The sequence below is a fragment of the Streptomyces sp. NPDC002130 genome (genome assembly GCF_040296465.1).
GTDB lineage: Bacteria > Actinomycetota > Actinomycetes > Streptomycetales > Streptomycetaceae > Streptomyces.
Genome location: NZ_JBEOXI010001130.1, coordinates 1 through 1128, shown reverse-complemented (window position 1 = coordinate 1128; position 1128 = coordinate 1). Strand labels below are relative to the sequence as shown.

The window sequence follows — 1128 nt, the reverse complement described above, 5'->3', positions numbered from 1 at the left end:
CTTGTGTCACACACAGATCCAGCAGTCCGGACGCCGCCTCGGTCGCGTCCGCGCCGACAGCGGCGAGGCCGGTGAGGACCACCGCGAACGAACTGGTGAAGCCGACGAGGGCCGTGACGATGCCTGCGCTCATCGGTTGCGAGTTGCTACGAACGGCTTCCGGTTCGGTGGTTTCTGTGGAGTCCGACATGGTCAGTGATTCTGCCCGACCCGCTCGGGGCACGATTTACCTGTCCGGCCGGATGGGTGAGGTGACCGCTTTGCCGTAGATGAGGTGCGTTTGGGCGTGCCAGACTTCGGGATGCGCGGCGAGGTGGTCGATCAATACTCGCTGTAGATGCGCACTGTCGCGGACCGCGACGTGGAGGAAGAAGTCCTCGGGCCCCGAGACGTTGAAGAGCGCAAGGGTTTCCGGCAACGCGAGCGCGTCGGCTGTGAAGCGGTCGACGAGGTCGCGTCGGTGCGGTCGCAATTGCACGGCGATGATCGCCTGCATCGAGCGGCCCACCGCGGCCGGGTCGACAACCGCATGGATACCGCTGATCGTTCCGTTGGCACGCAGGCGTCGTACGCGCTCGTGGCACGAGGACGTCGCCAGGCCGACACGATCGGCTAGAACCTTGTTGGTGATCGACGCGTCGTTCTGCAATTCGGCCAAAATCTTCCAGTCCACCGGATCCAGAGGCTCATTCTTCGTCATCTGCCGAACTATATCCGGAGTCGTTTTGAAGTTCCCGGATCCAGTTGCACACTCCTGGCATGAACATGTGTCTCGAATCAGCTCGGGTGTGAGGTATTTCGGATGAGTGTCGGTCAATGGCTTGCTTTCGGCTCCCTGCTATCCATCGTCCTGTTCACGCCGGGACCGGATTTTGTCCTGATCCTGCGTCATTCTCTGGCAGATCGACGGACCGGTGCGGTGGTGGCGGCCGGCGTGATTTCGGGGCTCTTCGTTCACACGGCGGCCGCGTCACTGGGCCTTTCCGCACTCGTCGCGACGCGTCCGCAGTTGCTCTCCGCGCTCACTTACGCCGGGGCGGCATATCTGACCTGGCTCGGCATCTCCGCGATCCGAAGTGCATTCAAGGCGCGAGCCTCGGACGAGGGACTTCCGGCAGCGAAAGAACC

At 62.9% G+C, this 1128-nt stretch carries 2 protein-coding genes; one reads left to right on the top strand and one right to left on the bottom strand.

All coding sequences use genetic code 11. The features are described 5' to 3' along the window. Window positions 1-226 precede the first annotated feature (226 nt). Window positions 227-700: an Lrp/AsnC family transcriptional regulator gene (locus ABT116_RS49000; RefSeq protein WP_003941284.1), complete on the bottom strand. Its 474-nt coding sequence runs from the start codon at window positions 698-700 to the stop codon at window positions 227-229. A gap of 102 nt (window positions 701-802) precedes the next feature. Between ABT116_RS49000 and ABT116_RS48995 the strand changes: the two genes are divergently transcribed. Then, window positions 803-1128 (top strand): LysE family translocator (locus ABT116_RS48995; protein WP_351648077.1); only part of this gene is annotated, 326 nt, incomplete at its 3' end.

Coding starts and splice junctions, on each gene's coding strand:
- ABT116_RS49000 (WP_003941284.1), bottom strand. CDS start 700: ATGACGAAGAATGAGCCTCTGGATCCGGTGGACTGGAAGATTTTGGCC.